Source organism: Fusicatenibacter saccharivorans, assembly GCF_015557635.1.
Taxonomy (GTDB): Bacteria; Bacillota; Clostridia; order Lachnospirales; family Lachnospiraceae; genus Fusicatenibacter; species Fusicatenibacter saccharivorans.
This window is the reverse complement of the sequence record NZ_JADNOP010000017.1, coordinates 1-18,227: the sequence shown is the minus strand read 5'-3', so window position 1 is coordinate 18,227 and position 18,227 is coordinate 1. Positions and strand designations below refer to the sequence as shown.

At 48.8% G+C, this 18,227-nt stretch carries 13 protein-coding genes; all 13 read left to right on the top strand.

The genetic code is table 11. The features are described from left to right. The first annotated feature begins 18 nt into the window (after positions 1 to 18). The 13 genes from I2G42_RS13320 to I2G42_RS13260 all read left to right on the top strand — a co-directional run bounded on the left by I2G42_RS13320 (position 19) and on the right by I2G42_RS13260 (position 17,881). Complete coding sequence (locus tag I2G42_RS13320) at positions 19 to 513, top strand: AAA family ATPase (RefSeq protein WP_278309061.1); 495 nt, start codon at positions 19 to 21, stop codon at positions 511 to 513. Positions 514 to 790: 277 nt separating this feature from the next. Further along, positions 791 to 1,714, top strand: a complete 924-nt coding sequence (locus tag I2G42_RS13315) for a hypothetical protein (protein WP_195531156.1) — start codon at positions 791 to 793, stop codon at positions 1,712 to 1,714. Next, positions 1,711 to 2,202: a S24/S26 family peptidase gene (locus I2G42_RS13310; protein ID WP_055221971.1), complete on the top strand. Its 492-nt coding sequence runs from the start codon at positions 1,711 to 1,713 to the stop codon at positions 2,200 to 2,202. The genes I2G42_RS13315 and I2G42_RS13310 overlap by 4 nt, the downstream gene beginning before the upstream one ends. Then, on the top strand, positions 2,199 to 3,515 hold the full coding sequence (locus tag I2G42_RS13305) for a nucleotidyltransferase domain-containing protein (RefSeq protein ID WP_195531155.1): 1,317 nt from the start codon (positions 2,199 to 2,201) through the stop codon (positions 3,513 to 3,515). Before I2G42_RS13310 ends, I2G42_RS13305 begins: the two co-directional genes overlap by 4 nt. Further along, positions 3,487 to 5,277: an ABC transporter ATP-binding protein gene (locus tag I2G42_RS13300; RefSeq protein ID WP_195531154.1), complete on the top strand. Its 1,791-nt coding sequence runs from the start codon at positions 3,487 to 3,489 to the stop codon at positions 5,275 to 5,277. The genes I2G42_RS13305 and I2G42_RS13300 overlap by 29 nt, the downstream gene beginning before the upstream one ends. Before the next feature lie 198 nt (positions 5,278 to 5,475). Further along, positions 5,476 to 6,999 carry an ABC transporter substrate-binding protein gene (locus I2G42_RS13295; protein WP_195531153.1) on the top strand — a complete coding sequence of 508 codons (1,524 nt, stop codon included), beginning with the start codon at positions 5,476 to 5,478 and terminating at the stop codon, positions 6,997 to 6,999. Between the two features lie 146 nt (positions 7,000 to 7,145). Further along, positions 7,146 to 8,084, top strand: a complete 939-nt coding sequence (locus tag I2G42_RS13290; protein ID WP_195531152.1) for an ABC transporter permease — start codon at positions 7,146 to 7,148, stop codon at positions 8,082 to 8,084. A gap of 12 nt (positions 8,085 to 8,096) precedes the next feature. Further along, a complete protein-coding gene (locus tag I2G42_RS13285) occupies positions 8,097 to 8,999 on the top strand; it encodes a carbohydrate ABC transporter permease (RefSeq protein WP_022461198.1) in 903 nt (300 codons plus the stop codon). A gap of 191 nt (positions 9,000 to 9,190) precedes the next feature. Next, positions 9,191 to 10,933 carry a sensor histidine kinase gene (locus I2G42_RS13280; protein WP_022461199.1) on the top strand — a complete coding sequence of 581 codons (1,743 nt, stop codon included), beginning with the start codon at positions 9,191 to 9,193 and terminating at the stop codon, positions 10,931 to 10,933. Beyond that, entirely contained in the window at positions 10,911 to 12,491 is a 1,581-nt protein-coding gene (locus tag I2G42_RS13275) for a response regulator transcription factor (RefSeq protein ID WP_195531151.1), read from the top strand. Before I2G42_RS13280 ends, I2G42_RS13275 begins: the two co-directional genes overlap by 23 nt. A 247-nt stretch (positions 12,492 to 12,738) precedes the next feature. After that, entirely contained in the window at positions 12,739 to 14,958 is a 2,220-nt protein-coding gene (gene bglX / locus I2G42_RS13270) for a beta-glucosidase BglX (RefSeq protein WP_195531150.1), read from the top strand. Between the two features lie 199 nt (positions 14,959 to 15,157). After that, a complete protein-coding gene (locus I2G42_RS13265) occupies positions 15,158 to 16,528 on the top strand; it encodes an MATE family efflux transporter (protein WP_195531149.1) in 1,371 nt (456 codons plus the stop codon). 45 nt (positions 16,529 to 16,573) lie between these two features. After that, positions 16,574 to 17,881 (top strand): alpha-L-fucosidase, encoded by a 1,308-nt coding sequence (locus I2G42_RS13260; protein ID WP_118601109.1) that lies wholly within the window; start codon positions 16,574 to 16,576, stop codon positions 17,879 to 17,881. Positions 17,882 to 18,227: the final 346 nt, after the last annotated feature.

The window sequence follows — 18,227 nt, the reverse complement described above, 5'->3', positions numbered from 1 at the left end:
CGAAAAACAAATCGCTGCGTGCGGACACTCCAGCGATATCTGTGCGTGAGCCGTCCGAGACGATTTGGAAAATCTATGGCAGCGGATATGCTGGCGGCTTATTATGACAGAAGCATAGATATCGATGCACTATTTCGGAATTTAAAAATCGGCAGAAGTGAAACATATAAAAAACATCGGAATCAGTATGATGTAATAAAAACCAATATGCAGGAATTTTTAAGCGCAACAAGCGGCATTGACGAAATGCTGCGCATGCTGAACGACTATCTGATTTTTGATCTCAGAGAGCAGTACAGTCAGGTGCGCTTCCGTGATGAAAAGAATCTGATACAGGTAATGAAAGATCTGACATACGATAACGAAAAAGAAAACGTATCCATTCCAAACCGCGAAGTATCCCAGGAGTATATCAACGCAATCAGCAGATTTCCATTCTGCAATACAACGATGAAGACTCGCTGTGGAAGAATATTTTTATCATTATTCTCGGTTCCTGTGTGTTCCGTGTGATCTTGGTGTACACGATTTTCGCGTATTTCCATACCATTCCGTCACTGTATCTGCTGTATATCTTTTCGTGGAGAATTACCAGTGCGGCGGAGATCCTGTATTTCCGGCATGGCTATAAAACGCTGCAGATCAGTCAAAAATAAAATTACGTATTTAATTACAAAAAGGCTCCGAAGATTGACGGAGTCTCTTTTTTTTGTTATTATAAATGCGGAAAAAGGGATCGTGATACGTTGCGGAGAGAAGGGAAGATCATGGGGAGAAAGAGGAGTTTTTGATGGAAAAAACATTTCAGACAGGGAGTTTTTCCTTCCGGCTGAAGTTTTCGGAAGAGCTGGTACTTCCGGTGGATATGGAAAAATTTTTGGTGGAAACGGATTCTGTGGATTATACATATATCATTACGGACGTCGACATATTGCCGGAAGCGGAGGGAGAGCTGATTGTGGATCGGGTCGATCTGCAGGTATTTCATACAAAAGAAGGATTGGAGAGCCGCCGGATCGGTGTGAAAGGAGAAGCGCGTCCTTATGCATTCTACCGTGAGATTGCGCAAAATCGTGCGGAGGTTTTCGTCGGCAGGTGGTATCTGGCAGAAATTGAAAAGTATGAAGTTGTTTTTCTTTCCCTCCTTGCCCTGGAGCGCCGTCTGGCAGAGCAGCCGTGCCTGATTCTGCACTGTGCATACACGGAGTATCAGGGGAAAGCAATGCTCTTTTCTGCACCATCGGGAACGGGCAAAACCACGCAGGCGGGACTCTGGGAACAGTACCGGGAAAGCCGTACCGTAAATGGGGATAAGGCATTGCTGGAATATGACGGCACAGCGTGGACAGCAAACGGCTGGCCGGTCTGCGGAACATCAGGAGTCTGCGAAAACAAAAAGCTCCCGGTCGGATGCATTGTAATGCTGAGCCAGGCAAAGACGAATCAGGCGTGGCGGCTGCGTCCGGCAGAGGCATTTACGAGTCTGTACGGACAGATCACCATGAACCGCTGGGACAGGGAGGGACTGGTACACAGTCTCGACCTTCTCGAACAGCTTGCTGGAAAAGTTCCGGTGTATCATCTGGCGTGCGACATTTCAGAAGATGCGGTGAAAACGCTGGAGCAGGAGATCGGGACCGGTTCGTTCGAAAGTGAAACATATGCAGCTGCACTGCACAAAAACATGATTCAGAAAAGGGAGAAACATGCATGAAAATGATGGATACACGTGCCTATGTCGGAATGCTGAAAGAACTTGTAGAGCAGGGCAGAGAAGTGCGTATGGTGATTTCCGGGAGCAGCATGGCGCCGTTTCTGATTCATGGACGCGACAGTATTTTCTTCCGAGCGCCGGCGCGGGAACTTCGGAAAGGTGATATCGTATTTTACGAGCGGCCGGGCGGACAGTTTGTCGTGCATCGGATCTGCCGCGTTCATGCAGACGGTTATGACATAATCGGGGATGCACAGACGGAAATCGAGCATCATGTGCAACGGAAGCAGATCTTTGCACGGGTGACAAAAGTGGAACGAAAAGGAAAAATACTTGTACCGGGAACGTTCTGGTGGGAGTTTTTTGCACAGGTCTGGATTCGCATTATCCCGCTTCGTCCGATTCTGATGCATGGATATGCCCGGTTATTCAGTGTGGATAAAAAGAAAAATGATGCGTGCAGAGAAAATGAAAGGAAAAGAAGATGATTACAGAAACAGAAACCGCATTCCTTGCGGTGATTCGTGCGTTTTTGACAGAAGAAAAAGCATCGTCGGCAGAAATTCAGGGGCTGACAGAAAAACAATGGAATCATCTGTTTGTCCTCGCGGCACAGCATTCGCTGCTGTCAGCGGTCTACGATGTTGTGGGAAAAACACCGGAATTTGCAGAGCTTCCGGACGAGCTTCGCAGACAGGTAAAAACGCAGGCAATGCAGAGTGTTTTGCAGCAGGTTTCGCGTACAGCGCTGTTTCTTTCCGATGAAAAGGAGCTGGAGCATCTGGGCGTGCAGCCGCTGGTGATGAAAGGAATTGTGTGCAGAAGTCTCTACCCGAAACCAGATCTGCGCCCGTCCGGGGATGAGGATCTTCTGATTTCGGCAAAGGATTTTGCAACAGTAGATGCCTGTTTTATGAGGAAGGGCTTTGTGCGGGACAAAGAAACCGCAATGCCAAATGGTGCCAAAGATGGTGATACCCCGGAAGAGATGGGCTACATTCATCCGAAAACAGGGGTCTTCTATGAAATACATACCAGGCTGTTCAGCACAGAATCCTCTGCCTATGGTTATCTGAATCGTGCATTTTCCGATGTTTTTGCGCATCCATCCAAAGTGGAAGTGCAGGGGCAGAGCATCTTTACCTTAGAAGAAACGCATCATCTTTTCTATCTTCTCTGTCACAGCTTCAAGCACTTTCTTCACGGCGGTGTCGGGATCCGTCAGATCTGTGACATGGTACAGATGATTCGTGTATATGGAAGAAAAATAGACTGGGAAATGTTCTGGCAGCTGTGCGAAGAGTATCACATGACGTGTTTCTGTATCAATCTGCTGGATATCGGCGAGCGCTATCTGGGCTTTTCCTATGAAGCAAGTGGGGCAGTCCGTGCCGCAAAGAAGCTTCACCCGGATTCCGAAGCGCTTCTGATCGATATTCTCGATGCCGGTTCGTTTGGAAAATCGAGTGCGGGACGGATCCACAGTGCAAACATTACCCTGTATGCGGCAGAGACCGGGGCGGAAAAGCACACAGCCGGGGGAATCTGGAAATCGCTGGTTCCGGAAGCTTCCTATATGAAAAACAAGTATCTCTATGCGGCGAGGTATCCGTTTTTGCTCCCGGCTGCATACGTGCAGCGAATCCTGAAATGGCTGGGGCAGGGAGAAAAAGAACAGAAATCGAGCATTGAAGTGGGTGCGGGACGTGTCGAGCTGCTGAGGAAATACGATATGATCCGTACCGCAGACGGGAAAAAGAGAGGAGACGCGCATGCAGGAAGAATCCAAAGAGAAAAGTAAAGACGCTCCCTTCGAGTCTCTCCGCATTCTGTCGGAGCGATGGAAAAACGGAACGTTCTCGGAAATCATCGATGACTGGAAATGGATTTTTGGCTACAGCGCGCGCTATAAGGGTGCGATTGTTTTTTATACGATTCTCGGTATCTTAAGCACTTCGCTTGGGCTTGTCGGCAGCGTGGCAGGAAAATATCTGATCGATATCATCACCGGATACCAGATACAGAAGCTCCTGCTGCTGCTTTGCATCATGATCGGAAGCACCGTGTTCAGCCTTGGGTTTGAGAGTGTCATCAACCGCATTTCAACGAAGCTTGGTATCGCCATCAACAACGACATCCAGGCGGATATTTTTGACAAAATCGTTGATGCGGACTGGCTGGAAATCAGCAAATACGCAAACGGTGACGTACTCAACCGTTTCAACGGCGACATTGGAACGGTCAGCGGCAACGCAATCAGCTGGCTCCCGACGATTATCATTGCCGTGTATCGGTTTATTGCCACCTTTTTCGTAATCCTGCATTATGACTGGGTCATGGCACTGATTGCTTTTTTAAGCGCACCGTTCCTGCTTCTGATGTCGCGGTTTATGATCCGCCGTCAGCGGGAATACAGCAAAGAAGTACGCGAGATGAGCAGTAATCTGATGAGCTTTGAGGTAGAAGCGTTCTACAATTTTGATACGATCAAGTCGTTTGGCATCGCACCGTATTACAGTAAAAAGATGCGTTGGTGGCAGGGACTTTTCAAGGATATCAGTCTGAAATATAATCTGTTTACGATTAAAACCAATATCGTAATGTCTATTCTCGGGAGTGCGGTGGAGTTTACGGCGTTCGGATACTGCCTGTTCCGTCTGTGGACGCACGACATTACCTATGGAACCATGACGCTGTTCCTGCAGCAGCGGAGTAACCTTTCCGGCGCGTTTGGAAACGTGATTTCGATTATTCCGTCCTTCCTCAACAGCTCCGTCTCGGCACACCGGATCCGTGAGCTCGTAGAGCTGCCAAAAGAGGTCCATATCCCGGAGAGCGCCAAGCTCGATCCACTGGCAAAGGATGGCTTCCGGGTACAGATGCATGGGGTAGAATTTTCTTATATAGAAGGAAACAAAGTAATCACCAAATCGGAGTTTCAGGCCGCCCCCGGCGAGATTGTAGCGTTGGTTGGCCCGTCCGGCGAGGGAAAAACAACGATGATCCGCCTGATTCTCGGCCTTATCCGCCCGCAGGAGGGGGAAACCGTGATCATTGCCTCAAATGGAAAAACGGTTCCCATGAACGCCGAAACGCGTCATCTCTTCGCCTATGTTCCGCAGGGAAATACGATCCTTTCCGGCACAATCGCCGAAAATATGCGCATGGTAAAAGAGGATGCGACCGACGAGGAGATCATCGAAGCGCTCAAAATCTCCTGCGCCTGGGATTTTGTTCAGCATCTGCCGGATACCATCAACAGCCGCGTCGGGGAACGTGGCCGCGGTTTCTCCGAAGGCCAGTCCCAGCGGCTTGCCATCGCCCGTGCCGTCCTCCGCGATGCCCCGGTGCTGCTTCTGGATGAAGCCACCTCGGCACTGGATGTCACGACGGAACGAAACGTCCTCCGAAACATCATCCGTCAGCGTCCCAACAAAACCTGTATCGTTACGACGCACCGTCCGAGTGTCCTCGGCCTCTGCCAGAGAGTCTACCGTGTCATGAATGGAACCGTGACCGAACTCGATGGGGCAGAAGGGGCAAAGATGGTGGAAGATTTTTGACAGAAAATGGCTTTTCCTTCATAAAACAGATGGAGGAGGAGCCATTTTTTTCGTTGGATGGGGATGACAGAAAAAAGACACAAAGGTCGGAAGAGTGATACTTCAAAGTCAAATCAGTTATAGAGTTGTAAGTCAAAATTCTGCTATAATACAATCATCAAAGGTCACACAACACGATACGTGAAAAGGAGAAAAAGTATGAAGAAAAAAGTGTTAGCAGGCATTCTTGCAGCAACTATGGCATTTTCCATGGCAGCATGCGGAAGCACAGGATCCAGTTCTGATTCCGGTTCCTCCGCAGCTTCCGGAAGCACAGCAAAGACAGAGGAAAAAGGCGAGCCGTACACTGTAACTATGGTACTGCAGGGCAGCCAGCAGCCGGATGAAGAGAGAATCGAAGAAAAAATCAACGAGATTCTGGAGCCGGAGCTGAATGCAAAGCTCGATATCGTTGTTCTTCCGTGGGCAAGCGCATCTCAGCAGTTACAGCTGATGCTTTCCGGCGATGAGAAAATCGATCTTCTGTACACAAGTGCAACAACAGCTGTACAGTATATGCATTCCGGCCAGATCATGGATATGTCTGAACTGATTGACAAATACGGCACAAACCTGAAAGATATCTATGGCGAGGATATTGCAAAAACAAATCAGATTGATGGGTTTGTCTATGGCGTTCCGAACCAGATCGAACGAGGCAGCATTCCAGCCATCTTCATGAGAAAAGACCTGGTAGAAAAGTATAATATCAATACCGATGAAATCAAAGAGCCGAAGGATATGGAGAAAGTATTTGAGACCGTACAGGCAGGCGAGCCTGATATGACAATGCTGTTCTCCAGCAACAACAGTGATACGCCTCTGAGCCGTCTGTCCCGCGCTGATGGACTTGGCGATGCCAACACGGGCGCTCTGATGGATCAGACCAACAGCACAACCGTAGAAAACTACTTTGCAAGCGACTGGTACAAGGAGACTGCAACTATGCTGCATGACTGGTATCAGAAAGGCTATATCAGCAAGGATGCCGGAACAAACACAGAAAACTGGAGAACCGTATGCAAAGCAGGAAATCTCTTCTCCTTGTTCTTTGCTTATCATCCAGGTACCCCGGTTGAGTTCCAGAGCTCCACAGGATATGAGTTTGAAATCGTACCGTTCTATGATCAGCCGATCATCAACTCATCCTCTTACGGCGGAATTATCTTCTCTGTAGCACAGAACTCCGAAAATCCGGAAAAAGCAATGCAGGTTCTCGATTATATCTATGGCAGCCCGGAGGTCATGAACCTTCTGAACTGGGGCGAAGAGGGAACCGACTACGTAGTAGAAGATGAAGAAAACGGAATCATCAACTACCCGGACGGTGTAACAGCAGACAATGCAGGCTACAGCTTTAACTGTGGATGGGAGCTTCCGAACCAGTTCATCGCATACAAATGGGATGGATCTGACCCGCAGCTCTGGGACAAAATGCAGGAGTTCAACGCTTCCGGTATCGAGTCGAAAGCACTGGGATTTGTCTTTGATAACAGCGAATATGCGGATCAGGTATCAGCCCTGAACAACGTAATCAGCCAGTACAACGGCGCACTTAGCAGCGGCTCCGGAGATCCGGAAGAACTGCTTCCACAGTTCCTGGAGGCACTGGACGATGCGGGAATCGATGATGTCATTGCTGCAAAGCAGGAGCAGCTGGATGCATTTCTTGCAAAGAAATAGGCTAATTTGTAAAAAGAACACGACCGGGGCGGAAGAAAATCCGGTGTGATACAGTAACCGAAGGCTCCACTCTTACTAGAAAAGATGTGGAGCCTTCTCTGTGAAAGAACCTGAAAAAACAGCCCTCATAAAAGGAGACACGCTTTATGAAAAAAGCAGAGGTTAAAAAAGGAAAAAAGAAAAACGTGCTGAAGGAATACTGGCCGCTTTATCTGATGATGCTTCCGGCACTTCTGTATCTGCTGATCAACAACTATATCCCGATGGCAGGTATGGTGATTGCGTTTAAAAAACTGAATTTTGCGAAAGGTATCTGGGCAAGCCCGTGGGCAGGACTTAAAAACTTCAAGTTCCTGTTTGCTTCCAAGGATGCATGGATTATTACAAGAAACACGTTGCTGTATAACGTTGCATTTATTCTTGTAAACATGGTAGTCGGAATTGCCATTGCGATTCTGATTACGGAGGTAAGAAACACAAAGCTCAAAAAGATATATCAGAGTGCGATTCTTCTTCCGTTCCTGATGTCCATGGTTATCTTAAGCTACATTGTATATGCGCTTCTGAGTGCAGAAAATGGTCTTGTCAACAACTCGATCCTTCCGTTGTTCCACATTGACCCGATTCAGTGGTACCAGAAACCGAAATACTGGCCGGCGGTCCTGATCATCGCGAACTGCTGGAAGGGCATAGGATACGGATGCCTGATCTACATTGCATCGCTGATCGGTATCGATCCTTCCTTCTATGAGGCTGCCAGATTGGACGGCGCAAGCAAATGGCAGGAGATTACGAAAATCACACTGCCGAGCCTCGTTCCGACCATCATCACCCTGCTGCTTCTCAGCATCGGAAGAATTTTCTATTCCGATTTCGGTCTGTTCTATCAGGTACCAATGAACTCCGGTGTTCTGTTCCCGACCACAAACGTTATCGATACCTATGTATACCGCGCCCTGATTGAGCAGGGAAATATCAGTATGTCATCTGCAGCCGGTGTATACCAGTCTCTGGTAGGCTTCTGTGTCGTAATGTTGAGTAACTGGATTGTCCGCAGAGTAGACAAAGACCAGGCATTATTCTAGGAGGATGGAAGTATGACAAATTCAAAAAAAGCAAAACGTTTCCAGTTCTGGATTAATGTAGTACTCATTCTGATTACGTTATCCATTGTACTGCCGTTTGTACTCGTATTTATTTCCTCGCTGACCGATGAAAACACACTGATCCGCAACGGATATTCGTTCTTCCCGGAGAAATTCAGCTTTTATGCTTACTCCTATATCATCCGTCAGGGTGAGAAAATCCTGAGAGCGTACGGAATCACCGTTTTTGTAACGATTGTTGGTACCGCTGCAAATATTGCGATGTCCGCTCTGTTGGCATATCCGCTTTCTGTTAAAAAACTGCCGTACCGCAGAGCAATTACCTTTTTCGTATTCTTTACGATGCTGTTCAACGGCGGACTGGTGCCGACCTACTTGATGTATGTAAATTATCTTCACATCAAAAACACGATCTGGGCGTTGATTGTTCCGGGCTTCCTGTTAAGTGCAAACAACGTGCTGATGATCCGAAGCTACTTTAACACCAGTATCCCGGACGCGCTGTTCGAGGCGGCCAAAATCGATGGCGCAGGACACATGAAGATTTTCACCAGCATCACACTGCCGCTTGGAAAACCGATTCTGGTAACCATGGGACTGTTTTCCGCACTTGGCTATTGGAATGACTGGACAAATGGTTTATACTATTTATCAGGAAATGAAGGCCAGAAGCTTTACAGTATCCAGAACCTGCTGAACCAGATGATCACCGATATTCAGTACCTGGCAAGTGGAAAAGTAACTGGAAATATCGGTGCCGAGGTGGCAAAGCTGCCGACAACCTCGATCCGTATGGCAATCGCATTTATCGCCATGCTGCCGCTGTTTATCATCTATCCGTTCCTTCAGAAATACTTCGCAGAAGGTATCACACTTGGCGCGGTAAAGGGATGATTTTCCATGCAGGAATAAAAAAGAGAAACATTTCGGTGTTTCCGACATAAATCAGAAAAACAGTACAGACTCATGGAAACATGAGGTGTACTGTTTTTCTGCTGTATTATATTCAGAAAAAAAGATCAGTTCGTAAAATCAAACACGGAAAAATTTCGAGCGTACCGGAACAGAAAAAAGGAGGAAACTTCATGCGTATTTCAAAACAGACGAAAAAAACAACACTGGCGCAGCAGGGGCGTTATCTTTTGATCTGCCTGCTGAGTATGCTGCTGCTTTTTCTGGCTGGGAGCGTGCTTATTCTGAACCGGACGCAGCGGCAGGTATATGAGCAGCTGGAAGAGATTTCAAAGCTGTATACGGATGAGCTGGATAACCGTTTTTTTCGAATCAGCCGAAACCTGTTCTCGACTGTAATGGACGGCTCCAACCCGGATTCTGCGTTCTGGAAATATATGGATCTGATGGAGAAGGATCAGTATGAGGAATATGTCATTACGCAGCTGCGAAGGAATTATGTATCTGCAGCGTGGGATTTTGGAACGGATTACAATGTTTTTCTCTATACGCAGAAGGATGACAGCTTATATCAGCTGAGCATTTCCTCCGACGGGCTTTACGCCGTTGACCCGTATCTGCAGGAGGCACTGAAGCGCCGGATCAAAAGCCTGTCGCAGCAGGCGTATGCAGTCAAGAAAAAATGGACCGTGATGTGCCAGGGAGACGATATTTATATGCTCAAGGTAGCGCAGAGTCAGGGCGTTGGACTCGGCTGCTACGTCAATCTGAAGACAATTCTGGAACCGTTCTCTGAACTGTCTCTTGGGAAGAGCGGCTATGTCAGCCTCGTTGACCAGAACGGAAAAAGCATCGGAATACTGACGGAAAAAGGAATTGTAACGGACGATTCGAAAATTGATACTGACAATTACACCTTCCGGCAGGAGCTTTCGCAGGCGCCGTTTGAAATCCGGATTAAAATCTCCTGGACGGGAGTCTTAAATCTGATGACGGGAAGTGTGTTTGCCCTTCTTGGCGTTGCTTTTCTGATGGTGATTGCCGGTTCCGTGCTGTTGTTCCACCTGGAAACAAAAATCCTGAAGCCGGTCGGTATGTTTACGGAAAATCTTCAGAAATATGACAATGGGGACCTCACCTATCAGATGTCGGAAGGAAACCTGGTAGAGCTGGAGCAGATTGACGATAAATTCCGGAACATGATTCACCAGATCCGCCGGTTGAAGATCACGCTGTATGAGCAGGAGCTGCAAAAACAGAAAATTGAGATGGACTACCTGAAAATCCAGATCCGTCCGCATTTTTACATGAACTGTCTGAACTTTATCTACAGCATGATCGACTTCGGTCAGTACGACCATGCAAAGTCGATGAGCCGTATTACGTCCGATTATCTTGCGTATATTTTCCGGAATACAAGCGAGATGGTGCCGGTAACGGCGGAGACGAACCACTGTGAAAATTATCTCAAAATTCTGCTGCTGCGCTATCCGGAAAAATTCACCTATTATTTTGAGGTCCATGAAGAGGTGGAAAACGCAGTAATCTTCCCGTTCCTGATTCAGGTGTTTGTAGAGAATGCGGCAAAACATGCCCTGACGCTGGAGACGGTTCCGCTGATTTCCGTGACGGTTTACCCGGAGGACCGCGGAGACGAAAAGTATGTCAACATTTATATTTCGGACACCGGAAACGGCTTTCCGGAGGAGACACTGCAAAGGCTGAAAGCAGGGGAAGATATTTCCGAGCATGGAAAGCATATCGGGATTGAAAACTGCCTGAAACGATTCCACTATTATTATGGCGATTCCGGAGAGATTCATTTCGATAACAGTCCGCTCGGCGGAGCGATTGTAGATATCCATATTCCATACAGGACAGGGGGAGAAGAACATGAAACTATTGCTCGTGGATGATGAAGAGTACGTGATTGAAAGTATCAAAAGAAACCTCGATCTTACAGAGACCGGGGTGAGCGAGGTGTACACTGCGTTTTCCGTACAGCAGGCGAAAAACATCATGGGAATGGTGGACATTGATATCGTGATCAGCGATATCGTGATGCCGGGCGGAACGGGATTCGACTTTGTGGAGTGGGTCAGAAAAGAGGAGCTGAAGGTCCAGGTCATATTCCTGACAAGCTATGCGGAGTTTGACTATGCCAGAAGAGCGATTCAGCTGAACAGTGTCGATTATCTGCTAAAGCCCATCGATTTTGACAAGCTGAAGGAGGCCGTACAGCGTGCGGCGGAATCCGTTGCGAAAGAAAAGAAAATACAGGATCTCAGGCAGGAAAGCATCAAGTGGAACCAGAACAGGAAAATTCTGCAGCAGGATATCTGGAAAAATGTGCTGAAAGACGGCTTCTCCGAGGAGAAGTTCTGCGAAACGGCAGCACAGCGCCAGCTGCCATACGGACCGGGACACTATTTCCGGCTGATTTGTCTGATGCCGGAAATAAAGAGCAATAAGCGGGAGATATGGGATACCGCGACCATGGAATTTGTGATCGAAAATGTGCTGTCGGAACTGTATGAGGAAACGGATATTGCGGTAGATACTGTTTTTTACCAGGAACCGGGCATCTACTGGATTGTTACACAGTCAAAGGAAAAAGCATTCCCGCAGGACGGCGGGCGGGATTGTGAAATTCTGCGGCAGTTTGTTGCGTGGATGAATGAAAAAATCTATCTGGAGCTGTGGTGCGGTGTCGGACAGTGGGAATCTGTACTGGGGATGCAAAAGCAGAGCCGGAATCTTCAGAAAATGCGGGAGGGAAGCCTTTCCGTGCGGAACGAGGTGCTGTTTCTGAACGAATTTCAGGCTCCGCAGACCAGCTACGAAAATAAGGAGCTGGATGTATGGAAAGCTCTGCTTTCGGAGGAAAAACCGGAGGAGCTGCTGGAGCGGCTGCAGAAATACCTTGACCGGACGGAACGGGAAGGAATGATTACCAGGGAGCTTCTGGTAGCACTCCGTACCGATCTGACGCAGGTGGTGTATGCATGGCTTTCGGAACGGGAGATCAAGGCGTATGCACTGTTTGCAGATGCGGATATGGAAAACCTGCATCGGAATTCCCTTTATGGCAGAGAAGAGATGATGGAATATGCCGGGGTACTGGTTCGGAAAGCAGTTCAGTACAGACAGTACATCAACAAATCAGATTCGGTTACGAGTCAGGTATGCGCTTATATCGATGCACATTACCGGGAGGAGCTTGGGGAGCTTGTCTTTTTGAATACGGATTATCTGTCTCGGATTTTTAAAAAAGAAAAGGGTATTTCGATCAGTAATTATATCATCCAAAAGCGGGTGGAGGAGGCAAAAAAGCTTCTGACACAGAGCACGCTGCCGATCAATACGGTGTCGCTGTATGTGGGGTACAGCAATTTCTCGTACTTTACGAAGATGTTTAAGGACAATACGGGATACGCACCTCTGGAATACCGAAGAAGCTTTAGTGAAAAATAGCGGAAAGCCACCCTTCACATGTCCGGGAAATAACAGAGGATTTTATCACTTTCTTACGCACCGGAACAGCAACAAACAGGTCGGAATAGTGAAAGAAAAAGGTCGGATGAGGGGATATTTTTTTCAGGTCAGATGTGGTAAAATTTCAGTATAAGATTCAGAAAAAACGGAAAAACGATATTTTTCTGACATTTTAGGGGTTTCTGAAGAAGCAGATACAGCAAAAACGAGGTATGGAGGAGAAAAAATGACCGAGCAGAAATTAAAAGAGCTTCTGGCCGACATGACGCTGGAAGAAAAAGTAAACCAGATGAGCCAGGTGGTGGGCGCCTTCTTCAATAAAGATATGGACATCACAGCCATGGGACCGATGGCGGATAAAGGCTTTACGCCGGAAAATGTAGCGCTTTCCGGTTCCATCCTGGGCAGCATGGGTGCAGAAACGTTAAAGAAAATCCAGAAGGATTTTGTGGAGCAGCACCCGCATCACATTCCGATGCTGTTCATGCTGGATGTCATCAACGGCTTCAAGACCATTTTCCCGATTCCGCTGGGACAGGGCGCAACGTTTGAACCGGAGCTGTCCGAAAAGTGTGCGGCAGTTGCTGCAAAAGAGGCAGCTGTTTCCGGCCTTCACGTAACCTTCGCACCGATGACCGACCTGGTCCGCGATGCAAGATGGGGCCGTGTCATGGAGTCTACCGGTGAGGATCCGTATCTGAACGGTCTGTTCTGTGCCGGAATGGTGCGCGGATTCCAGGGAGACGATCTGAAGGAGCCGTACAAGATTGCTTCCTGTGTGAAGCATTTCGCAGGCTATGGTGCTCCGACAGCAGGAAGAGACTACAATACGGTAGAGCTTTCCGAGCATACCTTCCGTGACTTCTATCTGCCATCCTACAAAGCCGGTATCGATGCAGGCGCAGCGATGGTAATGACTTCCTTCAACACGGTAAACGGTGTTCCGGCAACCGGAAACAAGAAACTGATGCGCGGCATCCTGCGTGACGAGATGGGATTTGACGGAGTTCTGATTTCCGACTGGGCGGCAATCGAGGAGATTATTTACCACGGCTACTGCGCAGACCGTGAGGAGGCAGCTGTCCGCTCCGCCGAGGCAGGCGTTGACATTGATATGATGACCGGTATTTACTGCGAGAACCTGTGCCGCCTGGTAAGAGAGGGCAAGGTTTCCGAGGATCTGATCGATGAGTCCTGCATGCGTATCCTGGAACTGAAAAACAAACTGGGACTGTTTGAAAATCCGTATAAAGACGCAGACGAGACGAAAGAAAAAGAAGTCATTCTCTGCAAAGAGCACCGCGATCTGGCAAGAGAAGCCGCAAGAAAATCGTTTGTCCTGCTGAAAAACGAAGAGAAAATTCTGCCGCTTGGCAAGGAGAAGAAGATTGCCTGGGTCGGACCGTATGTCCACAGCAGAAACCTGATGGGCTCCTGGTCCTTCATCGGAGATGCAAAGGATGTGACAAATCTGGAAGAGGCCGTAAAAGCGCAGGCAGATACGACCAACATGAGCTTCCATGCAGGCTCTCCGATGCTTGGCTCCGACATCCGCCTGGAGGGCTTCGGCGAGGCGATGGAGCAGTCCACCACGCCGGAAGAGGAAGAAGCAATGCTTCTTGAGGCTGTAAACGCAGCAAAAGAGGCCGATGTTGTCGTTCTTGCGATCGGTGAGGATCGTCTGCAGTCCGGCGAGGCAACCAGCAACGCGAACATCCGTATCCCGGAAATCCAGCAGAGACTGCTTGAGCGCGTTTCAAAAGTCAATGAAAACGTTGTCGTTGTCCTCTTCAATGGCCGTCCGCTCGACCTGCGCGATGTCGTATCGAAAGCAAAAGCTGTTCTTGAAGTGTGGATGCCGGGTACCGAGGGTGCCAATGCAATCGCAGACGTTGTTTTTGGTGCATACGCTCCAAGCGGCAAGCTGACCATGAGTTTCCCGTACTCTGTAGGCCAGGTGCCGGTTCACTACAACGAGTATTCCACCGGAAGACCGCACGTGCCGGGCAAGGACAAAGACCGTTTCCGTTCCAAATACCTCGACATCCCGAACGCACCACTGTTCCCGTTCGGATATGGCCTTGGCTACACCAGCTTTGCAATTTCAGATGTGAAACTGGACAAGGCAGAGCTTGGCATGGAAGATGAGATTAAAGCCTCCGTAACCGTGAAAAACACCGGCGATGCAAAGGGAACCGAGACCGTACAGCTTTACATCCACGACGTAGCCGCATCCGTGGTACGCCCGGTGAAAGAGCTGAAAGATTTCTGCAAGGTAACCCTTCAGCCGGGAGAAGAAACCGAAGTCATCTTCAAAATCACAGAAGAAGAGCTTCGCTTCCTGACAGAAAATGAGCGTGTAGAAAGTGAAAACGGTGCTTTCGAAGTCTTCGTCGGAAGCGACAGCACGACGGAGAATAAGGCAGAGTTTGTGCTGAAGAAATAAGAAGCAAGATTGGGATGTAGCGTAAGCAGAAGCAAGATGGGGGTCTGAATCGCTACGGAAAGATAAAAGAAAAGCCAGCCACAAAAAGCGAAAAGAATTTTGCTTTTGCGGCTGGCTTTTTTTGCCGATACCGTATTGACCCTTCTGTTAAAACAAAGTAAAATAGAAATTGGTATTGGGACGAAAGAGAGGAAAAGAGATGGGGTACTTAGGAAACAAGTTACAGGGGAAATACCACAAAGACACATTCCAGACCGCCGTCAACATGGCGTGGCCGGCGATCGTGGAGTCATTTTTTATTGCATTTGCGGGTCTTGTAGATTCGCTGATGGTAAGCTCGCTTGGCTCTTACGCAGTTGCGGCGGTCGGTCTGACGACACAGCCGAAGCTGCTTGGCCTGGCGTTTTTCTTTGCGCTGAATGTGTCGATTTCCGCCCTTGTTGCGCGGCGGCGCGGCGAACAAAGACAGAGTGCGGCGAATGAGACTCTGGTGACTTCGCTTGTATTTATTATCCTTGCGGCAGCTGCATTCAGCATTGGATTTGTGGCGTTTGCAAGTCCGATCATCCGTCTGTGCGGCTCAACGGCGGAGACGCATAACGGCGCAGTAACATATTTCCGTATCATCATGGGCGGTATGATTTTTAACTGCATCCAGATGGGGATCAACTCGGCACAGCGTGGTGCGGGCAATACAAAAATCACGATGCGCACGAATGTAACATCGAATACGATTAATATTATCCTGAATTATCTTCTGATCAACGGCCATTTCGGGTTCCCGGCGCTTGGTATTCAGGGTGCGGCACTGGCAACCGTCACAGGAACGGTTGTCGGATGTGTGATGAGTATCCGTTCCATCATGAAGAAAGACGGATTTCTGAATCTTGGCTATATTCTGAAGAACAAAATTAAACCGACGCTTGCAGCGTTCATCAGCCTGGTCAGGGTCGGGTACAGTGTGTTTTTCGAGCAGGTTTTCATGCGCATCGGTTTTATGATGACGGCGATCATGGCGGCCAAACAGGGCACCGATGCGATGGCGGCACACCAGGTCGGCATGAATATTATGTCACTTTCGTTTGCGTTCGGTGACGGCCTTCAGTCCGCAGCGGTTGCACTGATCGGCCGGAGCCTTGGCGCAAAAAAGCCGGATCTTGCGAAAGAGTACGGCAGAACGTGCCGTCTGATCGGCGCGGGCATCGCAGTATGCCTCGTTGCCATTTATCTTTTCGGCGGAAGATGGCTGTACAGCCTGTTTTTCGAAGAACAGCATATCATTGAAATCGGTGTCAGCATCATCCATGTCATTATCTTCGTCGTCATTTTCCAGATCTGTCAGGTTATTTACATGGGATGCCTGCGCGGTGCGGGAGATATGCTTTATACGGCAGTTGCATCTATGATCAGCGTTACATTTATTCGTACGATCGTTTCCTATCTCGGCGGTTACACGCTGGGGCTTGGCATCGTCGGAATCTGGTTCGGCGTGCTGGCGGATCAGATGTCCCGGTTTATCTTTGCGACGATCCGATTCAAACAGGGAAAATGGGTGAAAATCAAGATTTAACCGAATCATTACCAATATAAAACTAAAACAGGAGGAAGCAAAACGATGTACAAATTTGACAGAGAAGCCTATGACAGGCGGATGGAGTGGTACCGCGACGCACGTTTCGGCATGTTTATCCACTGGGGACTTTATGCCATCCCGGCACGCGGAGAATGGGTGCGGAGTACCGAGCAGATTCCAAAAGAAGATTACATGAAATATTTTGAGGAGTTCAATCCTGTTGATTTCGAGCCGCGGAAATGGGCCAAGGCGGCGAAAGAGGCCGGTATGAAATACGTGGTTCTGACTGCCAAGCATCACGATGGATTCTGCCTCTTCGACAGCCAGTATACCGATTTCAAATCCACCAACACGAAATGCGGCCGCGACCTCGTTGCAGAGTACGTTGATGCCGTCCGCGCAGAAGGACTGAAGGTCGGTTTGTATTTCTCCCTGCTCGACTGGTTCCACGACGATTTCCCACATTACGGCGACCGGAACCACCCGATGCGGAACAACCCGGCATATAAAAACGATGACCGCGATTTCGACCGCTATCTGACCTACATGCACAATCAGGTACGCGAGATCTGCACAAACTACGGAAAGCTCGATGTGCTGTGGTTTGACTTTTCCTACGATACGCTGCGCGGCGAAGCATGGAAAGCGACGGAGCTGATCAATATGGTGCGGAAGCTCCAGCCGGATGTCATCATCGACAACCGTCTCGAGGTGAGCGGAGAGGGCTACGGTTCTCTGGCGGCCGGAAATCCGACCTCGTACCACGGCGACTTTGTGAGCCCGGAGCAGATGATTCCGCCGAACGGCATCCAGGATGTAAATGGAAACGATATCGCCTGGGAATCCTGCGTTACGATGAACAATCACTGGGGTTATTGTGCCAACGACCACTTCTTCAAACCGGCACCGATGCTGATCAAAAAGCTGGTCGAGTGCGTATCGAAGGGTGGAAACCTGCTTTTGAATGTCGGCCCGGACGCCAGGGGAAATATCCCGGAGGAGTCGATCGAACGGCTGGCTGAGATTGGAAAGTGGATGAAGAAAAACGGAGAGAGCATTTACGGCTGCGGAAAAGCCGGTATTGAGAAACCGGACTTTGGCCGTGTGACGCGCCACGGAAACCATCTGTATTTTCATGTCTATGAAAATACCGTTGGGCCGCTGCCGCTGCCCGGCGTGAAAAAAGAAGAAATTCAGGCGATCCGCTACGTCGCAACCGGCGCGGAAATCCCGGTTTCCACAAGCTGGGTACACAGCGATTATCCGACCATGGCATTCGCCGATCTCGGCGAAGACCCGGTATTGCCGGATGGAGTCGATACAGTCATCGATGTGATTCTGAAAAAGTAGAGGGTAAAGCATCAGCCACAGTTTTCCGAAAGGGTTTCTGTGGCTGATTTTTTGCGTGGCAGGAAAGTTCGCTGAAGTTTCCTGCCACGTAAAATCGGATTTGATCCTGGAGCGTATCTGAAAAAGCATTTCCGCAAGCTGCAAGCCCCACTTTGCGGTATAGTTTGCCCTCATTCGGTTGCCGTAGCGGTCTTAAGCCGCCTTCATTCGGACAAAATCTCCCACAAACTGGGACTCGCAGCTTGCGAAAACCGTTTTTCAGACACGCTCTAGAGCGTGTTTGAAAAACATTTGATTTTGTTTATTTTAACCAAATTAGAATAGACGCGATGCATATGAAGCCCAG